The following is a 25075-nucleotide window of genomic DNA, read 5'->3' on the forward strand; positions in this document are numbered from 1 at the left end:
CCTTTCCTGCAATTCTGACAGCAGTGAAAATAGATAATTTCCGCTATAAAACCACCTGCGGAACATTCGGTTTTCACCAACTGAGCAGACAAACGACAAACACTCATTGCAGAGATAAACAACTACATATTGCCGAATGGCTAAGCAGGTTTCTGCAGACAATAAAAATAGCCAGTTTACGCTGGCATGGAAGTCACACAATCCGATTCATATTGACACATCAGCAAGGTACCCAAGATGGCTGAGCACTTTGAAGATATCGATCCACAAGAAACCCGCGAGTGGCTGCAAGCACTCGACGGCGTGATCGACGCGGAAGGCCCGCAACGCGCGCATTTCATCATCGAAAAACTGATTGAAGAAGCCAGCGAACGTGGCGCCAATATTCCCTATAGCGCCACCACCAAGTACATTAATACCATTCCGCTGGAAGCTGAACCGCCCTACCCCGGCAACACCACCATCGAGCATAAAATCCGCGCCTATACGCGCTGGAATGCGATGGCTATGGTGGTACAGGCCAATAAGGACACCAATGTCGGCGGTCACATCGCGTCGTTTGCATCCTCGGCGACATTGTATGACGTGGGCTTCAACCATTTCTGGCATGCTCCAAGCGATACCCACGGCGGTGATCTGATTTTCGTGCAGGGCCACGTGGCGACCGGTGTGTACTCCCGGGCCTACCTGCTCGGCCGCATCAGCGACGAACAACTGGCCCATTTCCGTCAGGAAGTCGGCGGCAAGGGTCTGTCCTCCTATCCGCATCCATGGCTGATGCCGGATTTCTGGCAGTTCCCGACCGTATCGATGGGTCTGGGGCCGCTGCTGGCGATCTATCAAGCCCGTTTCATGAAGTACATGCAGGATCGTGGCTTTATCAATGCTGCTAACCGCAAGGTCTGGGCCTTCTGCGGCGATGGCGAAATGGACGAGCCGGAATCGCTCGGTGCCATCGGCATGGCTGGCCGTGAAAAGCTCGATAACCTGATCTTTGTGATCAATTGCAATCTGCAGCGCCTGGATGGCCCGGTGCGTGGCAATGGCAAGATCATTCAGGAACTCGAAGGCGAATTCCGTGGTGCAGGCTGGAATGTCATCAAGCTGATCTGGGGTAACAAGTGGGACGCCCTGTTCGCACGGGACAAAAATGGCATCATGGCCAAGCGCATGGCCGAAATTGTCGACGGCGAATACCAGACCATGAAGGCCAAGGATGGTGCATGGGTGCGCGAGCACTTCTTCAATACGCCGGAACTGAAAGAGCTGGTCAAGGATTGGTCCGACAAGGACATCTGGGACCTGAACCGTGGCGGCCATGATCCGGCCAAAATTTACGCTGCGTTCAAGGCTGCCAGCGAGTGCGTGGGTAAGCCAACCGTCATTCTAGCCAAAACCATCAAGGGCTATGGCATGGGTAACGCGGGGGAAGCACAGAACATCACCCACCAGCAGAAAAAGATGGATATCGACTCCATCCGCCAGTTCCGCGATCGCTTCGATCTGCCGGTGCCGGATGATCAGCTGGAAAAAGTACCCTTCATCAAGTTCGAGGAAGGTTCGGCTGAACTGAATTACATGCGCGATCACCGCATGAATCTCGGTGGCTACCTGCCGCAGCGCCGTCGTACTGCCTATCCGCTGGAAATTCCGGCGCTGTCGTCCTTCGAGTCACTGCTCAAGGGCTCGGGTGCAGGCCGTGAGTACTCCACCACGATGGCTTTTGTGCGTCTACTCACACAATTGTTGAAAGACAAGAACATCGGCAAGCACATCGTGCCGATCGTGCCGGACGAATCGCGTACCTTCGGTATGGAAGGTCTGTTCCGTCAGGTGGGTATCTGGAATCAGGAAGGTCAGAAATACATCCCGCAGGATGCTGATCAGCTGATGTTCTACAAAGAATCCAAGGACGGCCAGATCCTGCAGGAGGGCATTAACGAAGCCGGTGGCATGTGTGACTGGATTGCCGCCGGTACGGCCTACAGCACACACGGCGTGCCGATGATTCCGTTCTACATCTACTATTCGATGTTTGGCTTCCAGCGCGTTGGCGATCTGGCCTGGCTGGCAGGCGACATGCGTACACGCGGCTTCCTGCTGGGCGGCACTGCTGGCCGGACCACGCTGAATGGCGAAGGTCTGCAGCACGAAGACGGTCACTCGCACATGCTGTCCGCCACCATCCCGAACTGTATCAGCTACGATCCGACCTTCGGTTACGAAGTCGCCGTGGTGGTGCAGGATGGTATGCGCCGCATGTATGCCGAACAGGAAGATGTCTACTACTACCTCACCCTGATGAACGAAAACTACGAGCACCCGGCGATGCCGGAAGGCGCGGAAGCCGGCATCATCAAGGGGATGTACAGCTTCAGGAAGGCGGATGCAGGCGACCTGCGCGTGCAGCTGCTGGGCTCCGGCACAATCTTCAATGAAGTCATTGCTGCCGCATCTCTGCTCAAGGATGACTGGGGTGTGCAGGCCGATCTGTGGAGCTGCCCAAGCTTTACTGAACTGGCTCGCGAAGGCATGGCTGTCGAGCGTGAAAACATGCTCAACGCAGCAGCCGAACCCAAGCAGGCCTATGTCACAGCCCAGCTGGCGTCGACCTCCGGGCCGATCATTGCCGCCACCGACTACATGCGTGCCTTTGCGGAACAGATCCGCGCCTATGTACCACGCAAATACGTGGTGCTGGGTACCGATGGCTTTGGCCGTTCGGACACCCGCGAGCAGCTGCGCAGCCATTTCGAAGTGAACCGTCACTACGTTGTGGTCGCCGCACTCAAGGCACTGGCAGACGAAGGCAAGCTGTCGCGCGCCAAGGTTGCTGAAGCGATCGCCAAGTACGGCATCGATGTGAGCAAGCCTGCCCCCTGGACTGTCTAAATAGTGAGAGCGGTGAATCGTGAATAGCAATAGTCATTCACGATTCACCTTCCACGAGGAATTGAGATGAGCAATCAAATCGAATTGAAAGTTCCGGACATCGGCGACTACAAGGATGTCGAAGTCATCGAAGTGTTCGTGAAAGTGGGCGCGCAGGTTGCCAAGGATGAGTCGCTGATCACGCTGGAAACCGACAAGGCCACCATGGAAGTGCCAGCGTCGCACGCCGGTATCATCAAGGAAGTGCGCATCAAGCTGGGCGACAAGGTGTCCGAAGGCTCGATCGTCGCAATCATCGAGGCCGAAGGTGCGAATGTATCTGCTGCACCGGCCCCCTCCCCGGCGCCAGTCGCAGCCCCGGCACCCGCTGCAGTTGCGCCAGCCATTGCAGCAACCGCACCCGTCGCTGCGCCGGCTACATTGGGCAATATCGACGTCAAAGTCCCGGATATCGGTGACTACAAGGGCGTGGATGTGATCGAGGTGCTGGTCAAGGTGGGCGATACCGTCAAAAAGGACGACTCGCTGATCACGCTGGAAACCGACAAGGCCACCATGGAAGTGCCGGCTACGCATGACGGCGTGGTGCAGGCTGTTCTGGTGAAGGTGGGCGACAAAGTCAGTGAGGGTGTGGCGATTGTGACGCTCGCCGCACAAGGTGCTGCCGCTGCTGCACCTGCCCCGGCTGCTGCACCCGTGTCGACTCCAGCGCCTATCGCTGCGCCGACACCTGCCGCGAAAGCTGCACCGGTCGTACCTGCACCTGCCGCCACAGTCGACGCTGCTGGCTTCAAAGCTGCTCACGCCAGCCCGTCCGTGCGCAAGTTCGCCCGCGAGCTGGGTGTTGACCTGAGTCGCGTGAAGGGCTCCGGCCCCAAGGGTCGTATCGTCAATGAAGACGTGCAAGCCTTCGTGAAATCCGTGATGAGCGGCGCAATCGCTGCCGCCGCTTCGCCTGCACCGACCAATGGCTCCGGCGTGGGTCTGGACCTGCTGCCATGGCCGAAAGTCGACTTCGCCAAGTTCGGCCCGATCGAAACCAAGCCGCTCAGCCGCATCAAGAAAATTTCCGGTGCCAATCTGTCGCGCAACTGGGTGATGATTCCACATGTGACCCAGTTTGACGAAGCCGATATCACCGATATGGAAGCCTTCCGCAAGGAGATGGGCGAAGAGCTGAAGAAGCAGAATCTGAAGATCACGCCGCTGGCTTTCATCATCAAGGCCGTCGTCGCCGCACTGAAGAAGTTCCCGGAATTCAACGCCAGCCTCGATGGCGACAATCTGGTGCTGAAGCAGTATTTCCACATCGGCTTTGCGGCTGATACGCCAAATGGCCTGGTGGTACCGGTGATTCGTGATGCGGACAAAAAGTCCCTGATCGAAATCGCCACCGAAACTGGCGCACTGGCCGCCAAGGCTCGCGATGGCAAGCTGGCACCGGCAGATATGCAGGGTGGCTGCTTCTCCATTTCCAGTCTGGGTGGCGTAGGTGGAACGGCCTTTACGCCGATCGTCAATGCACCTGAAGTGGCGATTCTGGGCGTGTCCAAGTCCGGCATCAAGCCAGTGTGGAACGGCCGCGAATTTGCGCCGCGCCTGATGCTTCCGCTGTCGCTGTCCTACGATCACCGCGTGATCGATGGCGCATCCGCTGCGCGCTTCACCACCTACCTCACCCAGGTACTGGGCGATATTCGCCGCTTAATGCTGTAAAGCTTGTGAAACGTGAAATGTGAGAAGTGAAATGTGGGGTTGCCTGACCACGTTTCACCGCCGCGAAGCGGCATCACGTTTCACATTTCACTCCGAAAGGAAAAGACATGCTGCAGCTGTGCTATAGCCCGAGTACTGCCTCCATGATTCCGCATCTGCTGCTGGAAGAAATGGGTGTGCCGTTCGAGCTGAAGACATTCGATACGGGCGACAAGGCGCACAAATCGGCCGAATACCTGAAGCTGAATCCGAACGGTCTGATCCCGGCGCTGATTGATGGCGATCTGGTGATCTACGAAACAGCCGCCATTCTGATGCACCTGCTGGATGCGCATCCGGATAGCGGTCTGATTCCGCCCATCCGCACCCACGCACGAGCGCACTTCTACAAGTGGCTGATGTGGCTGACCAATACCCTGCAAGCGTCGCTGATTCTGCATTTCTATCCGGAACGCTGGGCAGAAGATGCCAGCTCGATCGATCAGGTCAAGGATCATGCCACCCGCAAGGTGCATACCTTGCTGGATCAGATTGATGCCGAAATCGCCCGCAATGGGGATCAGTGGTTTAGTGGCTCGGAATACAGCGCACTGGATGTCTATGTGTTCACGCTTTGCCGCTGGACGCGCCGCTTCGAGCGTCCTGCTCGCAGCTGGCCGCATATCGGACCGTATTTGCAGCGCGTACATGCGCGTGCGGCGACACAGACTGTGTTTGCGCGCGAAGAGATCGTCGAGCCCTGGTATTAATTTGTGAGGTGTAAGGCGTAAGGAGTGAGGTATTTCGTTTCGCTGAATTGATCAAGCAACCACGCCTCCTCACCCCTCACCCTTCACACCTTCCACTAAGGACTAAACATGAGTCAAACCATCGAACTGAAGGTCCCGGATATCGGTGACTACAAAGATGTGGAAATCATCGAAGTGTTTGTCAAGGCTGGCGACAGCGTCAAAAAGGACGAATCGCTGATCACACTGGAAACAGACAAAGCCACGATGGAAGTGCCTGCGTCACATGCTGGTGTCGTGAAGGAAGTGCGCATCAAGCTGGGAGACAAGGTGTCTGAAGGGTCCATTGTTGCGGTCATCGAGTCTGCTGCAAGTGCAACTGCCTCCGCCGCTGCACCCACTCCGACACCGGCCGCAACTTCCGCTCCGGCTGCCTCCCCGGCCCCGCAGGCAGCCAGCTTTGGTGGCAACAGCGATGGCGAATACGATGTGCTGGTACTGGGCGCTGGCCCCGGCGGTTATTCCGCTGCATTCCGCGCCGCAGATCTGGGCCTGAAGGTTGTACTGGTCGAGCGTTACTCGACGCTGGGTGGCGTGTGCCTGAACGTAGGATGCATTCCGTCCAAGGCGCTGCTGCATAACGCCGCCGTCATCGATGAAGTCCGCCATCTGGCCGCCAACGGGATCAAATATCCCGAGCCGGAAATCGACATCGACATGCTGCGTGGCTACAAGGAAAAGGTGATCGGCAAGCTGACCTCGGGTCTGGCTGGCATGGCCAAGGCACGCAAGGTGGATGTCGTGCGTGGCGTCGGCAGCTTTATCGATCCGCATCATGTCGAAGTTCAGCTCACTTCTGGCGACGGCAGCGATACCACCGGCCAGAAGAAGGTTCTGAAGTTCAAACAGGCCATCATCGCCGCTGGTTCGCGCGTGGTGAAGCTGCCCTTCATTCCGGAAGATCCACGGATTGTGGACAGCACAGGCGCACTGCAACTCGCCTCCGTGCCGAAGAAGATGCTGGTGATTGGCGGCGGCATTATCGGTCTGGAAATGGGTACGGTGTACTCCACACTGGGCGCGCGTCTTGATGTCGTGGAAATGATGGATGGCCTGATGCAGGGCGCGGATCGCGATCTGGTCAAGGTCTGGCAGAAGGTGAATGCACACCGTTTCGACAACATCATGCTGAAGACCAAAACGGTTGCCGTCGAGCCGAAGGCAGACGGCGTCTATGTCACCTTCGAGGGCGAGCAAGCCCCGAAGGAGCCGCAGCGCTACGATCTGGTGCTGGTGGCTGCAGGCCGCGCACCCAATGGCAAGCTGATCGGCGCGGAAAAAGCCGGTGTGGTAGTGAACGAGCGCGGCTTTATTCCGGTCGACAACCAGATGCGCACCAATGTGCCACACATCTTCGCCATTGGCGATATCGTCGGTCAGCCAATGCTGGCACACAAGGCTGTGCATGAAGCCCATGTTGCCGCCGAAGTCGCCGCAGGCCACAAGGCATTCTTCGATGCACGGGTGATTCCGGGTGTGGCCTACACCGATCCGGAAGTGGCCTGGGTAGGTGTGACAGAAGATGAAGCCAAGAAGAATGGCATCAAAATCGAAAAGTCGGTCTTCCCGTGGGCGGCATCCGGTCGTGCCATTGCCAATGGCCGCGACGAAGGCTTCACCAAGCTGATTTTCGATGCCGAAACGCATCGACTGATCGGTGGCGCGATTGTCGGTACGCACGCGGGCGATATGCTGGGCGAAATCTGTCTGGCTATCGAAATGGGCTGTGATCCGACCGATATCGGCAAAACCATCCATGCACACCCGACACTGGGTGAGTCGATTGGCTTGGCGGCCGAAGTATTCGAAGGGGCGTGTACCGATTTGCCGCCGCAGAAAAAGCGCTAATCACATCTCGCTTCAGGCTATAACGGGTCAGACGCTGTCTGGCCCGTTTTTTTGCTAGTTCGCTTCAGGTAAAGAACTGCAAATCACGCCTGAATAATCAAGGGACATAAACCACACCAAGTGCACAATACTATGGCGCTGCAAGTAGACGATATAAAATGCCGTCTGCATGATAGGCACAATACAGAATAAAACAGCACAAAGGATTTCGGCTTGAGCTCCGTACCCCACACCCCGGCAGATGCCGCAGTAGCGTCTGACAAGCTTCCCCGCCAGATTGGCTATATCGTCGCCAACGAAGGATGCGAACGTTTCAGCTTTTACGGCATGCGCAATATTCTCACCGTGTTTCTGATGACCAGCTTGCTGATGGCTGTCCCGGAAGACATGCGCAAGTCAGAAGCCAAAGAAGTTTTCCATACCTTTGTGATCGGTGTGTATTTCTTTCCGCTGCTCGGCGGCTGGCTGGCCGATCGTTTCTTTGGCAAGTACAACACTATCTTCTGGATGAGCCTGATTTACTGCGCAGGTCACGCCTGCCTGGCCATCTTCGAACATAGTGTAAACGGCTTCTTTACCGGGCTGTTTCTCATCGCGTTTGGCTCAGGGGGGATCAAGCCTCTGGTCAGCGGCTTTGTGGGCGACCAGTTTGATAAAAGTACCCGTCATCTGGCACGTCGTGTATTCGATGCCTTTTACTGGATTATCAACTTTGGTTCGTTCTTTGCATCCTTGCTGATGCCTTTCCTGCTCAAACATTACGGTGCCAGTGTGGCATTCGGTATTCCGGGCATACTGATGGGGATCGCCACCCTGATCCTGTGGGCGGGTCGCCATACGTATATTCACATTCCGCCCAAGGGCAAGGATCCGGACAGTTTTCTGGCTATTGCCCGCACAGCGCTGTTTGCTCGCACCGATGTATCCGGCAATATGCGCTTCCGCAAGGGTCTGCTAATCGCCAGTATCGGTACGACACTTGCCGTGCTGTGCCTGGCCTGCTCGGTCAGCACTACGCTTGATCTGGCGCTGCCACAACTGGATTTCGTCAAAGCATTCTGTCTGGCGCTGGTGGTGTTCATGGCATTTTCCGGCTGGGGCGTGTGGATGCAGCTGGATCGCACCGAACGCAAGCACGAACGACAGGCTATCGAGGGCGTACGCTCGGTTTTGCGTCTGCTGATTCTGTTCGCGCTGGTGACGCCGTTTTATTCGCTGTTTGATCAGAAGGCGTCTACCTGGATCATTCAGGCCAACGATATGGTCAAGCCCGACTGGTTCGAGCCTTCGCAGATGCAGTCGCTTAATCCGCTGCTGGTGATGCTGCTGATCCCCTTCAATAACTTTGTGCTGTTTCCGATGCTGGAATCATTCGGCCTCAAGGTCACACCGCTGCGCCGCATGGGTGCTGGGATTGCGATTGCCGGTTTGGCGTGGATCGTGATCGGGATGATTCAGTTGTCGATGGATGAAGGCAAGGCCATGCATATTGCCTGGCAAATTCTGCCCTACTTTATCCTGACGACCGGTGAAGTACTGGTGTCGGCCACCGGTCTTGAATTCGCCTATAGTCAGGCGCCGCTGTCCATGAAAGGTACCATCAATAGTTTCTGGAATCTAACCACCACGATTGGCAATCTGTGGGTGCTACTGAGCAATCACACCGTACAAAGCAAAGGTGTGATCAACTATATCGGCACCACTGGCCTGAGTGTGTCGGCCTTCCAGATGTTTTTCTTTGCAGGATTCGCACTGGTCGCCGCAGCCTTATTTGCGCTATATGCCCGCAGTTATAAGGTGCTCAACAATTATCGCGATTAAGCAGGGGGTGGCTAAGCAGCCAATACCCTTTCTTTACTGTTAAAACGTGCCGTCGGACAAACAAAGACGGCACGTTCAACAGGCGCCCTTCTTACACGCACCGGTCACATCAGTGCAATTCCAAACCGCCTGACCACCAGGGCAAAGCCCGCAAAGCAGGCAATCGTCACGAGTGCAGATACACCAAGCGCCAGCCAGAAACCAAACCTGCTCTGCAACCACGGAAACAGCAGAAACATCGGCAGTGTCGGCACCACATACCAGAAGGTGTACCAGGCATGGTTGGCGACCTTGTCGGCGCCCTGCCGTTCCACATGCAGCCAGATCATGGACAGAATGGTGACCAGTGGCAGTGCAGCGATCAGTCCGCCCAGACGGTCACTGCGCTTGGCAGTTTCTGTGACTGCCACAATCACCCCTGCAGTCACCAGATATTTGGTGATGAGCCACGGCATGGTTTAGCGACCCGCGCCGATGGTCTGCCACAGGAAGGTAAACGTCCGCGCCACACGGGTGGCCAGCTGTTCAGTGACCACCGGGCCATGATGGCCACCCTCGATATTCTCGAAGTATTCCACCGGATAGCCTGCTGCCTTCATCTTCGCGGCCATTTTGCGCGCATGGCCGGGATGTACGCGATCATCGCGGGTGGTGGAATAGAACATCACCGGTGGCAGCTTCAGGCCAGCCTTGACCTTCTGATAGGGCGAATACTGGCTGATATAGGCCCAGTCTTCGGCCTTGTCCGGATCGCCATACTCGCCAATCCAGCTCGCACCCGCCAGCAGATGGCTGTAACGCTGCATATCGATCAGCGGATTACCGCATACCACGGCACCGTACAGCTCCGGATGACGCATCATGGTGGCCGTCACCAGCAGGCCTCCGTTGCTACGGCCTTCAATGCCGATATGACGTGGCGAAGTGATGCCGCGCCTCACCAGATCGGCAGCCACCGCCTCGAAGTCTTCAAATGATTTCACATGATGCTGTTTAATGGCTGAAAGATGCCAGCCCGGGCCGAATTCGCCGCCGCCACGAATATTGGCCAGCACAAAGACGCCACCTCGCTCCAGCCACAGCTTGCCATAGGCGCCATGCATGTCTTCATATGAACCGGAGTAGGATGGGCGCAGCGAGTTCTCGAAGCCGCCATAGGAGAACATCCACACCGGCTGCTTGCCGTTGAGCTGCATCCCCTTCTTGCCCACCAAAAAGTACGGTACACGCGTGCCGTCGGCCGAGGTCGTCCATTGTTGCTGTACCTCAAACTGGCTGCCATCGAAAGTCGGAGCCTGTGCCTTCAATTGCTCGGGCGTAGTGGACGACGCGCTTACGCGGTAGAGTGTAGGCGGGGTCAGGAAGGTCTGGAATTCAACCAGTGCGTCGCCCGTGCGCTCGTCCACATCGGCAATGGTGAGCGCGCCCATATCGGGGAACGCAATCTGCGTCGCCTGCCAGCCGCTGGCAGACGGGGTATAGCGATAGAAACGGCCTTTTACATCGTCCAGCGCGCTAATCAGCAAGCCCTTGGCGGTCGCACGCACATCCTCCACGATCAGATGAGCAGATTGCGCTACCACCAACTCGGGCTCGCCCTCACCACCGCGCAGGCTGGCCGGATCAGCCAGCAGCACTGCGCCAGCAGGCCAGGTCTTGCCCTTGAATTGCCAGTCCTCGCGCAACCAGAGCACCAGCTTGCCTGCGTAAGCGCCTGCCATTCGCACCGATCCGGGCAGATCCAGCTTGTGCAGTTTGCCTTCTACCAACTGGGTGTAATCCACATGCCAGTAATCGTGCTCTTCTGTAATGAGCTCGATCGGCGCGTAATCGGGCATATCGATGTGGGAGGCATACGCACTGACTGACTCGACCGCGCCGGTATAGAGGGTCTGCGCCTGAGCAAGCGGCGTACCGCGCTGCCAGACCTTCACAATGCGCGGATAACCGGAAGTGGTCAGGCTATCCTTGCCTACGTCGGTCGATACCAGCAGCGTATTTTTATCGCGCCAGCTCAGGCGGGTTTTGGCTTCGGCAATGCGAAATCCACCTTCCACAAAGCTGCGCTGATCAACATCGAACTCACGGATTTCAGCGGCATCGCCACCACCGGGTGCCAGCTCGATCAGGCAGCGTGATAAATCATCTTCGGCAAAATGCGCGCCGCCAAAGGCCCACTTCTTGCCCTCCGCTTTCGACAATGCATCGATATCCAGCAAGGTTTCCCAGGCAGGTTCGGTCTTACGGTATTCGTCCAGTGTAGTTCGACGGAAAATGCCGCGTGGATGGGCCTGATCCTGCCAGAGGTTGTAAACATACTGACCATGCTGGCTGATACCCGGAATGCGCGAATCCGAGGTCAGCGCCGCCATCGCATCCTTGTACAGCCCGGCATACTCAGCCTTGCTGCCCAGACGCTTCGCCGTGATCGCGTTTTCGCGCTTCACCCAGTTCATTGAACGCGCATCATCGACGTCTTCCAGCCAGCGATAGGGGTCTTTGGCGGAGGGAACCGGCACACTCATCACAGCCAGCGAGGAAAAAAGTGCAGATATCAGCGCAAATTTGCGGCAGAGGCGGACATGCATAGCGGCACACAGTCAGAAAATGGATGCGCGAGTATCTCAGCTTGCGTGACGACATTCAAATCACGGACGTAACACTTTGCTTCTATGCGTCATAGTATCCCGATGTTGCAAACATGCCGCTTATCGATCAGCAAGACAAGCAAGCGCTCGTTTATATCGGCACGTTTTGTCCATTCATTCCACAATGGAATATCTCCACACTTTGCGCTGAATGAGCCGATGAATACCCCCTACTCGCCCCCGCCTATACCTGCGGAGACACCTCCGTTTGACGACTTTGGCGCTGTCACGCATGAGGTCATCAATCAGTCTGGCGAATTCGCCGACGTGAATCTCTTCAGTGCCGATACGGCGCTTACCGAAGCCGTGATCCGCGAGGGCGCCGACTACGAGGTGGCCAGTCTGGCGCAATTTGGCGAGCTATCGGGCAGCGCCGCCTCACTGGAACTGGGCTGGCTGGCTAATCACTATGCGCCAGAATTCGATACCCATGATCGCTTCGGCAATCGCATCGATCAGGTGCGCTTTCATCCGGCTTATCACCAGCTGATGCAGCGGGCGATTGAATCAGGCATCCACAGTTCGCCATGGACACACCCCGTGCCCGGCGCACATGTGGCGCGTGCTGCGCGCTTCTATATGCAGTCGCAAGTGGAAGCCGGGCATGGTTGCCCGATCACCATGACTTTTGCGGCCTACCCCTGCCTCAAGCACCAGCCCGAACTGGCGTCAATCTGGCTCCCCAAGCTGACGGCGCGCACCTATGATCCGCGCAACGTGCCTATCGAGCAGAAAACTGGTGTCACCATCGGCATGGCGATGACTGAAAAGCAGGGTGGATCGGACGTGCGCGCCAATTCCACCCGTGCGATTCCGGTGGGCAAGGAAGGCCCCGGCGAGGCCTACGAGCTGGTCGGGCACAAATTTTTTGTGTCTGCCCCGATGAGCGATGCTTTCCTGGTGCTGGCGCACGCACCGGGTGGCCTATCCTGTTTTCTGGTGCCGCGCTGGCGACCGGATGGCAGCAAGAATCCACTGCAGGTCCAGCGCCTTAAAAAGAAGATGGGCAATGTGTCCAATGCCTCCAGTGAAACCGAATTGCGCGGCGCACTCGGCTGGATGGTAGGCAAGGAAGGGCGTGGCGTCCCCACCATCATCGATATGGTGGCCATGACCCGCTTCGATTGCATGATCGGCTCGTCTGCTGGCATGCGCATGGCGCTGACTCAGGCGCTGCACCACTGCCAGCGCCGCAGCGCCTTTGGAAAGCTGCTGGTCGATCAGCCGCTGATGCAAAATGTACTGGCGGATCTGGCTATTGAATCCGAAGCTTCGCTGGCCATGACCATGCGCATCGCCCGCGCCATGGACCATCGTGATGATCCACATGAAGACTTGCTGGTGCGCATCGGCACCGCTGTAGGCAAATACTGGATTTGCAAACGCACCGCCGGACATGCCATGGAGGCGATGGAATGTATTGGCGGCAGTGGCGTGATGGAGGATTCGCCCATGCCGCGCCTGTATCGCGAAGCACCGGTGAATGCCATCTGGGAAGGCAGTGGCAATATCCAGTGTCTGGATGTGCTGCGCGCGATGCAGAAAACACCCGATGTCGTCCCGGCCTTCTTTGATGAACTGGACCGCAGTACGGGCGTACACACCTCGCTGGATCAGCATATCCAGCGTCTGAAGCGCGAATTCCGCGACCTGAGCGAGCTGGAATACCGCGCCCGCCATGTGGTTGACCAGATGGCGCTGGCGATGCAGGGCGCACAACTGGCGCGCACCGAATCATCCGATCTGCTGGACGCGTTCTGCCGATCACGTCTCGATAGCACCGGCCAGCATCAGTACGGGGCCCTGCCGCGTGGCATTGATGTGCGGAGGATCATCGAGCGGGCGCGGCTCGATTAAAGCGCCCAGCGTCTAATACGCACAAGGCCGCGACGCGTCGCGGCCTTGCTCTATCGGGATCTGCCCCGATCAGGCCATCAGCACTTCCTTCTGCAGGTACTCTGGCACACTCACCGCCCAGCCCAGCTCCTGCCCGATCCGGCGGCGCAGACAATCGGCCGCATCCGGTTCGCCATGCACCACATAAGTATGGCGTGGCGCGGCATTAAAGTGCTTCAGCCAGGCCAGCGTCTCATTGGCATCGGAGTGCGCCGAAACATTGTGCAGCGTTTCCACGCGGGCATTGATCGGGATTTCTTCGCCATAAATCCGCACCGTTTTCGCCCCACCGGCAATCGCCGCACCACGGGTACCGCCCGCCTGAAAGCCGGAAAATACAATCGCATTGTTCGGATTGGGTGCAAACGCCTGCAGATGATGCAGCACTCGCCCGCCAGTCGCCATGCCGCTTGCAGCCAGCACCACCATCGGTCCCTTGCGCTCGTTCAGCGCCATCGACTCTTCCACAGTCCGCACCACCTGCGCCGATCTGCACATTGCCTCGCACTGGCCGCGGGTCAGGCCATGCTCACCCTGATGACGGTGGAAGATTTCCGTGGCATCCACGGCCATGGGGCTGTTCAAGAAAATCGGCACATCCGGGATCTCGCCACGCGATTTCAGCAGATGCAGCTGGTACATCAGGCTTTGCGCACGGCCGACTGCGAAGGTCGGAATTAACACCACACCATTCTGCGCCACTGTACTGCGGATAATTTGGCCTAAACGCACACCCGGATCTTCCGGCTCGTGCGGGCGATCGCCATAAGTCGACTCCACCAGCAGCCAGTCGGCTTCCTTGATCAGGGCAGGCGGTTTCAGGATCAGGTCGTGCGGACGGCCTAGATCCCCCGAGAACACAATCCGTTTGCCATGCGCCGTGATTTCGACAATGGAGGCGCCCAGAATATGGCCGGCCTGATGAAAGCGCAGGCTGACACCTTCTCCCAGATCAATTGGCTGGCCAAACGGATGCCCTTTCAGGAAGGGCAAGGCCGCCATGGCATCATCTTCGGTATACAGGGGCAAAGCAGGTTCATGCTTGGTACTGTGACGGCGATTGGCGTAATAGGCTTCTTCTTCCTGCAGGTGGCCGCTATCGGGCAGCAGAATTTCGCATAAATCTTTGGTGCCCCAGGTGCAGTGCACCTTGCCTTTGAATCCTTCACGGGTCAGGATGGGCAGATAGCCGGTGTGATCCAGATGCGCGTGCGTCAGGATCACGGCGTGAATGCTGGCGGGGTCTACAGGTAACTTGGCCCAGTTACGCTGGCGTAATTGTTTCCAGCCCTGAAACAGGCCGCAATCCACCAGAAAGCGTCGGCCATCAATTTCCAGCAGATACTTCGAGCCGGTGACGGTGCCTGTGGCACCCAGAAAGGTCAGGCTGATGGACATCTCGTTGACTCCCTTTAATGCACATTTGTACTTGCCTAGAAGCGAGAACAGGATGCCGCCATCAGGCAGACTGTACCTTGAGCTGTATCAAGCATCGTTCCAAATGCGGACTTGCACAAGTGAATTGCGCAAAACCTGAGCAAACTTGAAAAGACAAAAAGAAAAGGCAGGGTATGGACCCCTGCCTGAAATTGCACATTTCACAATAAGGAAAAAACTATTCCATCAATTCCAGAGATAGCAATATTCTTCCCTGTTTTCAAGGTTACTGCCCGGATTACCTTTGCTATCCAGAATTTTGACCCAGCCATCCGGCTTGGATTTGGTCGGGGTCACACCGCAATTGGTATGCACCCAATGCATGCCGCCGCTGAATGGCAGGCCGCACAGCTCGACGCGTGTGCCATACACAAGCTTGTTCAAAGGCGCGGGCACGTTATAGCCGGCGTTGTCATAGCCTGAGGCAAACACATTATCGATCGCAATATCGTATACCTTTTGGTCTGCCTCGTTTTGCAGCTGGATGTGCGTATGCGACAGCTGTACGCCGTCCAGATACTTACCGGAGACATAACTTGGCCCACTGAGCACCTTGCCGATCATGAACGATCCGGCTGCTCTAGTGCAGGCTGCTTTTTCAGTTGCGGTAGATGCGTTTGCTGCTGCGGCCAGCAGTGTCAGGCCAATGATTACCCATTTCATGCTTGTTTCCTTTTGTTTTATCGCAATACGCGCGTAGCGCGCCTCCCTTACAGCGCCAGCGATCGTAGTCAGTAATTAAGACAGACGTACTAACAAAAGGTGACAAGTACATGATGTACGCATGACCGATGGAAATTGCTGAAAATCGGCCACGCTGAATGTTGATCTACATCAACATAGATGCGAACCATTCTTACTTATATTTGCTTTTGATAATCATTCTCATTAAAATATTTACGATTATTTTCCTAATCCGGTCATTGCAGCTCATGACGTCTAGATTGCTTTCCCTTTCCCTGCTCGGCCTGCTCGCTGCATGCTCGGGTGGTGGCGATAGTTCCCCCGCATCCCAGCCGGCACAGCCTGCCAATCAGTTATCCGCCCTTGCCACAGTCGGCAAGCGGCTGTTTATGGATCCGGCGCTATCCGCCTCTGGCCAGCAGTCATGCGCCACCTGTCACGTGCCGGATAACGGTTATTCGCCCGATGATGGCCGCCCGACACAGCTAGGCGGACCGGCAATGAATCTGGAAGGCTTGCGTGCCTCCCCTTCTCTCGGTTACGCCCATTACACCCCGGCATTTTCGGTGGGCTCGGATGGCAAGGTTACCGGCGGATTCATGCGGGATGGCCGCCAGCCTACACTGGCAGCGCAGGCAACCGGCCCTTTTGTCAGCAGCTTCGAAATGGCCAATCAGGATGCCGCCGAAGTGCTGGGCAGGCTCAAGTCCCGCCCATATCTGGCTGAATTTGTCGCCATTTTCGGTCAAGCCTCACTGAATGATGCCGATCAAACGCTTAATAATATGGGCCGCGCGATTGCAGCTTTTGAAACGGAGGATCAATCTTTCCACCGCTTTGACAGCAAATATGATGCGTGGACGCAAGGAAAGGCGACCCTCACGGCCCGAGAGAGCAACGGTTTCCGCCTGTTCAATGATCCTTCCAAGGGTAATTGCGTGGCCTGCCACACCACCGCTAGCAAGAACGGTGTACCTGCGCTGTTTACTGATTTCACCTATGACAATCTTGGCGTGCCACGCAACTGGAAACTGAAGGCCAACAGCGATACCAATGCCCCGGCCTATGCGCCCGCCAACGGTGCCCAGTTTGCAGGTGAACACCGCTACTACGACATGGGTGTGTGCGGTCCAATGCGCACCGATCGCCCCGGCCTGACCAGCGCCTGCGGCAAATTCAAGGTGCCTACCCTGCGCAATGTGGCGCTGCGTAATGCCTTCTTCCACAACGGTGTATTCGACAATCTGGAAGATGTCGTGACCTGGTATGTCTCCCGCGATGCCAATGCCGCACGTTGGTATGTGCAAGCAGACGGCAAGACACCGGATCGCTCGTACAACGATATTCCGCAAATGTTCCAGGCGAATGTGAACGTCACCGAGCCACCTTACAACCCGGCGCTGCAAGTCTCGCTGACACAGCAGGAAATCCGCGATGTGGTCGCCTTCCTGTGCACGCTCACCGATGGCTACGACCCTGCCAAACCCGATACCTACCGCAAGCCGGCCCAGTGTCAGCTGGACAAACCCTGATGCCCTGCCGGTAAACGAAACGAATCATTGAACATTCTGGAAAGCAGACCATGCGCACCACTACCAAAGCAATCACCCTCGCGACGCTGATCGCACTCAACTCCATTGCCCACGCTGACGATGCATCCCAGTCACGCATCGACCTGCTGGAAAAACAATTGCAGGCCATGCAGGCCGAACTGGCGGCATTGAAAGCGGATCAGAGCAAGCTGACCAAAACAGTTAGCGAACAAGCCAGCACAACCACGCAACTGGCAGAAGCTGTTCAAAATGCCCCGGTGAAATCCGCTGCAAACGACAAACTGAGCGTGTGGGGCTATGCCGAAGTCAATTACACCCGTCCGACGAAGGATCTGGATAACACGACTGCGGATATTTCCCGCGCGGTACTGGGTCTTGGCTACCGCTTTAACGAGCGCACAGCATTCAATTCCGAATTCGAACTGGAACATGCAGTCACTTCTTCCGATGATAAGGGCGAATTCGAAATCGAACAGCTGTATGTTGATCATGCATTGAACGATGCAGTCACCCTTCGCAGTGGCCTGTTTCTGATGCCCGCCGGATTCCTCAATCGCAGCCACGAGCCAGCACAGTACTTTGGTGTACGTCGCAACTTCGTGGAAACCCTGATCATTCCAAGCACCTGGCGTGAAGGTGGCGTGAGTGCCTTCGGTACCACCGAGAGCGGCATCAGCTGGCAGGCCGGCATCACCACCGGGCTGAATCTGTCCGAATGGAAATTCAATCCGGAATTCCCGCAGTTCACCACTGCCCAGCAGCTGCAGGAGTCCGGTGCTGCGCCATTCCAGGCCAGCCATCAGGAAATGTCGCAGGCGAATGCACGTCGTCTGGCGACCTTTGCAGCGGTTAACTACACCGGCATCCCGGGTGTTAGCGCCGGTGCATCCTACTTCACAGGTGAAGCCGTACCGGTGGCGGGCGTAGAAACCATGCGCACCACGCTGTGGGATGTGCATGCCCGCTGGACACCCGGCCCGTTTGATCTGTCCGCCCTGTACGCACACGGCAGTATCAGCCACGCAGCCGAAGCCAATGCGCAGAACCCGGGTACAGCAAATCCGCTGCCATCTGCGTTCTATGGCTACTATCTGCAAGCTGCCTGGAAAGCATGGGAAGATGGCGAGCAGAAGCTGGTGCCTTTCTTCCGCAGCGAGCGATTCAACCTGATTTCCTCTGCCGAAGGCCTAGCACCCGGCTCGGGCGTGATTCCGGCCGGCAGCGTTGTCGTGGATGAATCCGGCAAGACTGGCTACTGGCCGCGTCCCTACGACACAGTCAATACACTGGGCGTGAGCTACTACCTGAATGCCAATGTGGTCTTCAAGGCAGACATGCAGCAGTTCAGCGTGAACCGCGATTTCAAGCGCTTCAATCTGGGGCTTGGCCTGCAGTTTTAATCACCGAACCGGCGTAACGGCTTGACTGCACAAGGGAATGTTCTGCAACATTCCCTTTTTGCCTGTACCGGACGCCTCACCCGCGGAAATCCCTCATGCGCTACTCCCCCGCTCCGATCGTACTGATGTGTGCCGCTGCAGTCTCGGTTCCCGGTTTCATGATCACACAGGCCATTGCCGGTGAATACATGACTGCCGATGCATTCAAATTACAGACATTTCCGGAGGCCACCGCGCTCACGCCCGTGCCCCTGCTGCTGTCTGCGGATCAGAGAACACAATTGGCGAGCCGGCTGGCAGGCATTCCCCTCACCCTGTCGCGCTTGAAACTATCCGCCGTATACAAAGGGGAGACACTGCTCGGCTATATCGGCAGCGATGCGGTGCTGGGCAAGGAGCAGCTCATCGACTTCGCCGTAGCCTTTGCGCCAGATCTAACCCTGCGCCATCTAGAGATTCTGGCCTACCGCGAAACGCATGGATTTGAAATCCGCAATGCAGCTTGGCGGAATCAGTTCACCGGCAAGGGTCGGCAATCGGCGCTGCATATCGGCAGCGATATCCAGAATATCAGCGGTGCCACGCTATCCTGCACCCACGTCACCGATGCAGTACGCAAGATGACTGCCGTGCTGGATACACTTGCGGCTGGCAAGCGCTGACACACGCATGTACGGTAAACAGCAGCAATTAAGACGCGCTCGTCCGCTTCTGGGTACACTGGTTGATCTGCATATCTCTTTCCCCGATTCAGTCGATGGTCTTGCGCTGATCGAATCCGGATTTGCAGCCATTACCCGCATTCATCAGCTCATGAGCTTTCATGAGGCAGATAGCGATCTATCCCGCCTGAATCAGGCGCCTCCGGATACACCTGTCACATTGCAGGCAGATACCCTTGCCGTGCTGGATATTGCGCTGGCGATCCAGCAGGCATCGGAAGGGCTATTTGACATTCGCGCTGGTGAATATCTAGTGCGATCGGGCTTGCTTCCCGGCCACGCAGTCGGCACGCTGACAGCCCCATCAGGCCCTTGTGTCGGACGGAAAGATCACTCCGCCTGGCGCACTTCGCCGCATCGACTGGATCTGGGCGGTATTGCCAAGGGATACGCGGTTGATTGCGCACTCGCCACCCTGCTCGGAGGCGGTGCCACCGAGGTGCTGATCAATGCAGGAGGCGACATGGCACATGCAGGCAGTCAGCCCGTGCAGATCCAGCTGCGCGATCCAGCCAGTCCCGGCCGCATCATGCATCCGATTAGCCTGTACAATCGGGCAATGGCCAGCTCGGCCGTGGGCAGACTTCAGCCCCGTCAACACGATCTGCCGCCGTCCATCGTACATCCGGTTGCGGGTGATGCTTCGCCGAAACATGGTAGTGGCGTCACCATCATGGCGCCGCGTTGCGTGCACGCCGATGCGCTGACGAAGATTGTCTTGCTGAGCCGGAACCCGCACCATCCTGCGCTGAGCGTATTTTCAGCCCGAACCGAATACAGTCATTTTGTATGAACACCCAACCGCACCATTCCCGCCCCTCGCATCACCGATTTAGCGGACCGGCACTCCGGCTGGGCAATGCACGCAGGCGTCTGATCTACCTGTTGCTGTCCGTGCTGTTCATCACCGGTGCAGTCTGGCTTGCGCTGAAGTTCGGCCGCTCGCCCGACGACCTACCGGGTTCTTGGCCTGCCAGAGTCATGCAGATTCATGGAGCCGCAACCATGGGCTTGCTGTTTCTGTCCGGCACCATGCTGTTCCAGCATATGCTGACCGCATGGGCCTTGAAAAAGAATCGCAAGACCGGCGTGATTCTGGCAAGTGTTTTACTGCTACTCGTCATCAGTGGCTGGGGGCTGTATTACCTGGGCGATGAAAACTGGCGACAAGGGGACGAATGGATGCACTGGGGCGCCGGCGCACTGGTGTGTCCTCTCCTCTGGCTGCACATTGCCACGGGTCGGCAGCGTCGCCGCCAGCGGGTGCATGCCTGAGCCGGTTGCACCTCACTTGCAGCACAATTCAAGCAGCGACATATCAATATACTTGCCTGGGTGGTTCCGCATTCCTCCCCGCAATCTGCGTCTTGGCAGTTCACTCAGCCACAATGCTTCGGTTCAGCTTCATAAGCTGACAACGACAGTCATGGTACCGGCACATGACAGGTGAACACCTTACTTTCCTCCAAAACGGGACAGGATATAACGTGAGTTCATGCTTACCGTGTTCAGACGAGTGGCATGTATATAAGTAAATAATAATGTTACTGTATGTTACAGAAACACCTTTTCCGCTGAATGCGACTGTAGGATGAACACGCTTATATCGTTTTTTGTGTCAATGCTATCGCCACAATTTCTAGCAAGCACTTAATTGAATTACAAAGACACTAGCGTGCAGCATCCAGCTAATACTGGGAACCATCAATCATGCATTCACGCAAAGCTATCATGGCAGGGATCATCCTGCTCGGTGCAAGTCACACCTTCGCTATCGACAATCTGACGCCGACACGTCCGAGCCACAGGTTCGATCGTATCGTGTCAAACAGCGGCCCCCTAAGCGCGGAAGAAGTGGTATCAAATCATACCCAAATGGCAAGCGACAGCCTGACGCATCCATTCGGCACACAAGCATCCAATACTTATACCTATCTACGCTGCTATTATCACACCAGCGATGACTGGACTCAGCCTGCCACTGACTACGTCTGGGGGCAAACTGCTTCCGGCAGCTACTATAAGCTCTCCGGCTACTGGTATAGTGCGGGCGTCATCGGGAATCTGTTCTACACCACTACTAGCCAGGCCGATATTCGATCTGCTTGTCAGTCCACACTGGCGCAAAAGGGCATCAGGCAGCCCCTTGCCGCCTACTTTGTGGCCAATCATGCACTGTCCTACAACTACACCGTATGGACGAACGACAGCACGCCACAGTCCGGCAAAATCAATCGCATCGTGGCATTTGGTGATAGCCTGTCCGACGCGCAAAACATGTACAACGAGTCAAACTGGATTTTGCCAAGTCAACGTGCGTACTACATTGGCCGTTTCACCAATGGCGCAAACTGGGTTGAATATCTCGGGAACAATCTTGGCCTGACAGTTTACAACTGGTCTGTGGGCGGAGCAGGCGTCAACCGGGAGGAACTGATTATCCCCGGCGTAGAGGAACAGGTCGATTCATGGAAGCAATACATGAATCAGGCGGTCAATTATTCAGCATCTCACACGCTGTTTACCATGCTGATTGGCGCCAATGATCTGGTGAACTACGGCAGGAATGTTGCCCATGTTATCCGTGGTGAAAGCGCTGCACTCGAAAAGCTGATTGATGCCGGCGCCAAGCATATTCTGGTGCTGACCTTGCCGGATGTCTCCAAAGCACCCGTCTTCAAGTTGCGCAATGATGGATCAACCATTCAGGCACAGATCGTGGATCTGCGTAACCAGCTGATCATTGCCGTCGCCAATTTGCAGGCCAGATACGCATCGCGCGGTGTCAATATCCAGGTGTTCGATACCTACACCCTATTGAATGACGTAATAGCCAATCCATCCACATATGGTGTGAGCAATACCACGGAGTCTTGCCTCGATATCAATTCCACCTCGGCGTTTAATTATACAACTGCTCAACATCCACGCCCCGGCTGCACAAGCACGTCGGTAGCGAACTACCTGTTCTGGGACACGCTGCATCCTACCACGCGTACCCACGAAGTGCTCGGCAGCAAGGTCGCCAACTTCGTCAACAGCCAGTTTGCCCCAGCACTCGGCAAATAGCCTATTTAACCAACGATTAGACCCGCATTTGCGGGTCTTTTTACTTTTGATGATCCATGGCGGAGATACCCTACTTGCAACACCCGTCGAATTGTCACCAAGTTTAAATACGATGACTCACATGGCCACAGTACAATCGATGTCATGAAACTCAGCGATTACCGTCCACCGCGCTGGTTACGTGGCGCACATCTGGAAACGATTTACCCGGCATTGATGCTCAAGATGCGCGCCCCCGTTTATCAGCGCGAGGTCTGGACCACCCCGGATGGCGATGAAATTGCCGTTGATTTCCTGCATGCCCGTGTCCGCACCGATCGGCCTTTCTGCGTGCATTTCCATGGTCTGGAGGGGAGCTCTCACAGCCATTATGCAGTTGCACTCATGCACACGTTGCGCCAGCACGACTGGCAGGGAGCAGTTGTGCATTTTCGGGGCTGCGGCGGACATCCCAACAAATTACCGCGCGCTTACCATGCTGGCGATAGCCACGAGATTGACTGGGTGCTCCGCCGGCTTGCAGAGCGCGCGCAGCAGGCGGTGTATGCGGTCGGGGTCTCACTCGGTGGCAATGCACTTGCCAAATGGGCCGGAGAACAAGGTGTGCATGGCAAAAAAATTGCGGCCGCCATTGCGGTCGTATCCGCGCCGCTTGATCTGATTGCAGCGGGTTCGGTATTGGATACCGGTTTCAATCGGCAAGTGTATACGCGAGTATTCCTGCAGACATTGCGCCCGAAAACACTGGGGCAACTTGCCAAGTTTGAAGCCGGTCTGCCCGGGGTCAGTGTCCACCCTGATCACATTGCCCGTTCGCAAACCTTTCGCGAGTTTGATGATCACGTCACCGCCCCCTTACATGGATTCAAAGGGGTGCTCGACTACTGGAAGCGCGCCTCTTCAAAGCCGCTCCTGCGCCAGATTGACATACCTACTCTTTTGATTAACGCGCGCAACGATCCTTTCCTGCCCGCGCATGCGCTACCCGGACGACATGAAGTATCGCCGGCTGTCACCCTCATGCAACCAGCGCGCGGCGGTCATGTCGGATTTGTTGAAGGCGCATTTCCGGGCAATATTCACTGGCTTCCCCGCACCATTCTGCGATACTTTCAACAGGTGCAGCAGGCGCATCCGCCCAAAGCATCTAACAGCACGACCAATGTGAACTCCAGTAACGACCGGCGAACACCGGCATAACCAGACAGGCGACACATGGCAGAGATTGCATCCGGCATGTTCAAGGCGTACGACATCCGTGGCATTGTGGGCGATACGCTCACGGAAGATGCCGCCCTTCTTATCGGCAAAGCCATTGGTAGCGAGGCACTCTCCCGGAAGCAAAGCCGTATTGCAGTGGGTCGGGATGGCCGCCTGTCCAGTCCTGCGCTGTCACAGGCATTAATTGATGGCATTTGTTCCACGGGCATTCACGTCACCGATATCGGCCGTGTTCCCACCCCTGTTGTCTGGTTTGCGGCACATCATCTGGAGACGGGCTGCGGCGTGGTCATTACCGGCAGTCATAATCCACCCGAGTACAACGGTATCAAGATCATGCTGGGCGGCGAAACGCTAGCGGGTGACGCGATTCAAAACTTGCTGAAACGCGTACAGAGCAACCATTTTGTGGTGGGCGATGGCAAGGTGTCGCAACACGACATTCGACCGGCCTATCTCGACCGCATTACCAGTGACGTCAAACTGGCCCGGCGCATGAGTATCGTGGTGGATGCCGGAAATGGCGTTGCAGGTGAACTGGCGCCCGTTCTATTCCGCCGCCTCGATTGCCGGGTGCGCGGTCTGTATTGCGAAATCGATGGCACCTTTCCCAATCATCATCCGGACCCTGCGCAACCCCACAATCTGGAAGACCTGGCCCGCGCATTGAAAATGACCGATGCCGAAATCGGGCTGGCGTTTGATGGTGATGCCGATCGGCTGGGCGTGGTGACTAAATCGGGGCGCATTGTGTACCCTGATCGACTCTTGATGCTGTTTGCGGCCGATGCGCTGTCGCGTCAAAGTGGCGGCAAAATTGTCTATGACGTCAAATCCACTCGCCTGCTCACGCCGTGGATCAAGCAGCACAAGGGCAAACCCATTATGGCACGCACCGGCCACAGCTATATGAAGGCCAAGATGAAGGAAAGTGGTGCGCTGGTGGGCGGCGAACTATCAGGCCATATCTTTTTCAACGAACGCTGGTATGGATTCGATGATGGGATGTATGCCGGCGCGCGCCTGTTAGAAGTGCTGTCACAGGTTGAAGATGCCAATGCACTGCTCGATGCCCTGCCCGAGGCAGTATCCACGCCCGAGTTACATGTCCCTGTAACTGAAGGATCGCCGCACGAACTGGTTGACCGCATCCGCGCCAACGCCAAATTTGGCGACGATGCCGACATCAGCACCATAGATGGCATCCGCGTCGATTACGAAGATGGATTTGGCCTGATCCGTGCATCCAATACCACACCAGTACTGGTGCTCCGCTTCGAGGGCGACGATGCCAAGGCGCTTAAGCGCATTCAGGCCGTTTTCCGGAAAATACTGAGCAAGGACATGCCCGGTGTGACGCTGCCATTTTGAACAACAGTT

Annotated in this window: 18 protein-coding genes; 14 read left to right on the forward strand and 4 right to left on the reverse strand. The window is 56.5% G+C overall.

Annotated elements, in window-relative coordinates; translation table 11 throughout:
* The first annotated feature begins 237 nt into the window (after positions 1–237).
* From aceE to KSF73_14555, 5 genes are all read left to right on the forward strand, one after another.
* Positions 238–2892, forward strand: coding sequence for a pyruvate dehydrogenase (acetyl-transferring), homodimeric type (gene aceE / locus KSF73_14535; GenBank protein MBV1776932.1), 2655 nt, complete (start codon positions 238–240; stop codon positions 2890–2892).
* 66 nt (positions 2893–2958) lie between these two features.
* Positions 2959–4608 carry a dihydrolipoyllysine-residue acetyltransferase gene (gene aceF, locus KSF73_14540; protein ID MBV1776933.1) on the forward strand — a complete coding sequence of 550 codons (1650 nt, stop codon included), beginning with the start codon at positions 2959–2961 and terminating at the stop codon, positions 4606–4608.
* 107 nt (positions 4609–4715) lie between these two features.
* The gene (locus KSF73_14545; GenBank protein MBV1776934.1) at positions 4716–5357 is read left to right on the forward strand and encodes a glutathione S-transferase family protein; all 642 of its coding nucleotides are present in this window, start codon (positions 4716–4718) and stop codon (positions 5355–5357) included.
* A 108-nt stretch (positions 5358–5465) separates the two neighbouring features.
* Positions 5466–7244, forward strand: a complete 1779-nt coding sequence (gene lpdA, locus KSF73_14550; GenBank protein ID MBV1776935.1) for a dihydrolipoyl dehydrogenase — start codon at positions 5466–5468, stop codon at positions 7242–7244.
* A 213-nt stretch (positions 7245–7457) separates the two neighbouring features.
* Entirely contained in the window at positions 7458–9065 is a 1608-nt protein-coding gene (locus tag KSF73_14555; protein ID MBV1776936.1) for an oligopeptide:H+ symporter, read from the forward strand.
* A 104-nt stretch (positions 9066–9169) separates the two neighbouring features.
* Here KSF73_14555 and KSF73_14560 read toward each other — a convergent pair whose 3' ends face one another.
* Together KSF73_14560 and KSF73_14565 are read right to left on the reverse strand one after the other, a co-directional pair.
* Positions 9170–9520, reverse strand: a complete 351-nt coding sequence (locus KSF73_14560; protein ID MBV1776937.1) for a DUF3147 family protein — start codon at positions 9518–9520, stop codon at positions 9170–9172.
* A 3-nt stretch (positions 9521–9523) separates the two neighbouring features.
* Positions 9524–11653: a prolyl oligopeptidase family serine peptidase gene (locus tag KSF73_14565; protein MBV1776938.1), complete on the reverse strand. Its 2130-nt coding sequence runs from the start codon at positions 11651–11653 to the stop codon at positions 9524–9526.
* Between the two features lie 219 nt (positions 11654–11872).
* On the opposite strand from KSF73_14565, the gene KSF73_14570 reads away from it, so the two are divergent.
* The gene (locus tag KSF73_14570) at positions 11873–13570 is read left to right on the forward strand and encodes an isovaleryl-CoA dehydrogenase (GenBank protein MBV1776939.1); all 1698 of its coding nucleotides are present in this window, start codon (positions 11873–11875) and stop codon (positions 13568–13570) included.
* A gap of 69 nt (positions 13571–13639) precedes the next feature.
* Here the strand turns inward: KSF73_14570 and KSF73_14575 are convergent, their stop codons facing one another.
* Positions 13640–15001: an MBL fold metallo-hydrolase gene (locus KSF73_14575; GenBank protein ID MBV1776940.1), complete on the reverse strand. Its 1362-nt coding sequence runs from the start codon at positions 14999–15001 to the stop codon at positions 13640–13642.
* A 231-nt stretch (positions 15002–15232) separates the two neighbouring features.
* Positions 15233–15682, reverse strand: coding sequence for a hypothetical protein (locus KSF73_14580; protein MBV1776941.1), 450 nt, complete (start codon positions 15680–15682; stop codon positions 15233–15235).
* Positions 15683–15978: 296 nt separating this feature from the next.
* On the opposite strand from KSF73_14580, the gene KSF73_14585 reads away from it, so the two are divergent.
* From KSF73_14585 to KSF73_14620, 8 genes are all read left to right on the forward strand, one after another.
* Complete coding sequence (locus KSF73_14585) at positions 15979–17262, forward strand: diacylglycerol kinase (protein ID MBV1776942.1); 1284 nt, start codon at positions 15979–15981, stop codon at positions 17260–17262.
* Between the two features lie 50 nt (positions 17263–17312).
* A complete protein-coding gene (locus KSF73_14590) occupies positions 17313–18683 on the forward strand; it encodes a porin (GenBank protein MBV1776943.1) in 1371 nt (456 codons plus the stop codon).
* Between the two features lie 95 nt (positions 18684–18778).
* Positions 18779–19345, forward strand: coding sequence for an FMN-binding protein (locus KSF73_14595; protein MBV1776944.1), 567 nt, complete (start codon positions 18779–18781; stop codon positions 19343–19345).
* A gap of 7 nt (positions 19346–19352) precedes the next feature.
* A complete protein-coding gene (locus KSF73_14600; protein MBV1776945.1) occupies positions 19353–20198 on the forward strand; it encodes an FAD:protein FMN transferase in 846 nt (281 codons plus the stop codon).
* Positions 20195–20680, forward strand: coding sequence for a hypothetical protein (locus tag KSF73_14605; protein MBV1776946.1), 486 nt, complete (start codon positions 20195–20197; stop codon positions 20678–20680). The genes KSF73_14600 and KSF73_14605 overlap by 4 nt, the downstream gene beginning before the upstream one ends.
* Before the next feature lie 435 nt (positions 20681–21115).
* Positions 21116–22474 (forward strand): SGNH/GDSL hydrolase family protein, encoded by a 1359-nt coding sequence (locus tag KSF73_14610; GenBank protein MBV1776947.1) that lies wholly within the window; start codon positions 21116–21118, stop codon positions 22472–22474.
* Between the two features lie 144 nt (positions 22475–22618).
* Positions 22619–23674: an alpha/beta fold hydrolase gene (locus KSF73_14615; GenBank protein ID MBV1776948.1), complete on the forward strand. Its 1056-nt coding sequence runs from the start codon at positions 22619–22621 to the stop codon at positions 23672–23674.
* 15 nt (positions 23675–23689) lie between these two features.
* On the forward strand, positions 23690–25066 hold the full coding sequence (locus tag KSF73_14620) for a phosphomannomutase/phosphoglucomutase (protein MBV1776949.1): 1377 nt from the start codon (positions 23690–23692) through the stop codon (positions 25064–25066).
* Positions 25067–25075 lie beyond the last annotated feature (9 nt).

This window comes from Burkholderiaceae bacterium DAT-1 (genome assembly GCA_019084025.1).
Classification (GTDB): domain Bacteria; phylum Pseudomonadota; class Gammaproteobacteria; order Burkholderiales; family Chitinimonadaceae; genus DAT-1.

Excerpts from the sequence above, each read along its gene's own strand:
- aceE (MBV1776932.1), top strand. The coding sequence starts at position 238 with ATGGCTGAGCACTTTGAAGATATCGATCCACAAGAAACCCGCGAGTGG.
- KSF73_14585 (MBV1776942.1), top strand. The coding sequence starts at position 15,979 with ATGACGTCTAGATTGCTTTCCCTTTCCCTGCTCGGCCTGCTCGCTGCA.
- KSF73_14570 (MBV1776939.1), top strand. The coding sequence starts at position 11,873 with ATGAATACCCCCTACTCGCCCCCGCCTATACCTGCGGAGACACCTCCG.
- KSF73_14600 (MBV1776945.1), top strand. The coding sequence starts at position 19,353 with ATGTACGGTAAACAGCAGCAATTAAGACGCGCTCGTCCGCTTCTGGGT.
- KSF73_14545 (MBV1776934.1), top strand. The coding sequence starts at position 4,716 with ATGCTGCAGCTGTGCTATAGCCCGAGTACTGCCTCCATGATTCCGCAT.
- KSF73_14560 (MBV1776937.1), bottom strand. The coding sequence starts at position 9,520 with ATGCCGTGGCTCATCACCAAATATCTGGTGACTGCAGGGGTGATTGTG.
- KSF73_14610 (MBV1776947.1), top strand. The coding sequence starts at position 21,116 with ATGCATTCACGCAAAGCTATCATGGCAGGGATCATCCTGCTCGGTGCA.
- KSF73_14590 (MBV1776943.1), top strand. The coding sequence starts at position 17,313 with ATGCGCACCACTACCAAAGCAATCACCCTCGCGACGCTGATCGCACTC.
- KSF73_14615 (MBV1776948.1), top strand. The coding sequence starts at position 22,619 with ATGAAACTCAGCGATTACCGTCCACCGCGCTGGTTACGTGGCGCACAT.
- lpdA (MBV1776935.1), top strand. The coding sequence starts at position 5,466 with ATGAGTCAAACCATCGAACTGAAGGTCCCGGATATCGGTGACTACAAA.
- KSF73_14595 (MBV1776944.1), top strand. The coding sequence starts at position 18,779 with ATGCGCTACTCCCCCGCTCCGATCGTACTGATGTGTGCCGCTGCAGTC.
- KSF73_14620 (MBV1776949.1), top strand. The coding sequence starts at position 23,690 with ATGGCAGAGATTGCATCCGGCATGTTCAAGGCGTACGACATCCGTGGC.
- KSF73_14605 (MBV1776946.1), top strand. The coding sequence starts at position 20,195 with ATGAACACCCAACCGCACCATTCCCGCCCCTCGCATCACCGATTTAGC.
- aceF (MBV1776933.1), top strand. The coding sequence starts at position 2,959 with ATGAGCAATCAAATCGAATTGAAAGTTCCGGACATCGGCGACTACAAG.
- KSF73_14565 (MBV1776938.1), bottom strand. The coding sequence starts at position 11,653 with ATGCATGTCCGCCTCTGCCGCAAATTTGCGCTGATATCTGCACTTTTT.